General features: G+C 65.9%; 2 protein-coding genes. Both read right to left on the reverse strand.

Translation table 11 applies throughout. The annotated features are described in order from the left end of the window. A partial coding sequence (locus R5H29_RS03940; protein WP_332328785.1) for a hypothetical protein occupies positions 1-281 on the reverse strand: 281 nt, incomplete at its 3' end. After that, a partial coding sequence (locus R5H29_RS03945; RefSeq protein ID WP_332328786.1) for an aldehyde dehydrogenase family protein occupies positions 281-504 on the reverse strand: 224 nt, incomplete at its 5' end. The genes R5H29_RS03940 and R5H29_RS03945, both read right to left, overlap by 1 nt.

Here is a 504-nt window from a genome sequence, read left to right on the forward strand (position 1 = left end):
TAGAACACCTCGAAGGTCTCGATACGCGTCGGCCCCACGCCGACATTCTGCAGGGAGAGCTTCACCACATGGCGCTTGCCGGTATAGTCCGTGTTGCTGGAATCGAAGGTGAGCACAGGCCAGGTATTGGCGGCGACGAGCTTCTCCATGATGCGCCCGTGATGCAGCGCGATACCAACCGAGGTGGCGGACATCACCACGGCGGCCAAGCCCAGCACCGTGTCGAGGCGCCGATGGCCCGTATGCCGCACATGCCCTTCGACTTCCGGCCCCTCCAGCATCATTCCTCCGCCGTCAGTAGCGCCGCGTTGCCGCCGGCGGCCGCCGTATTCACCGATACGGTCTGCTCCAGCGCGAAGCGGCGCAGATAATCGGGGCCGCCCGCCTTCGGCCCGGTGCCGGAAAGCCCCGAGCCGCCGAAGGGCTGCACCCCCACCACCGCGCCGATCATATTGCGGTTGACGTAGATATTGCCAGTGGAGAGACGCGCGGCGATGCGTTCCG

Origin of the sequence: Stenotrophomonas sp. A3_2, from assembly GCF_036624925.1 — a bacterium.
Taxonomy (GTDB): Bacteria; Pseudomonadota; Gammaproteobacteria; order Xanthomonadales; family Xanthomonadaceae; genus Stenotrophomonas; species Stenotrophomonas hibiscicola.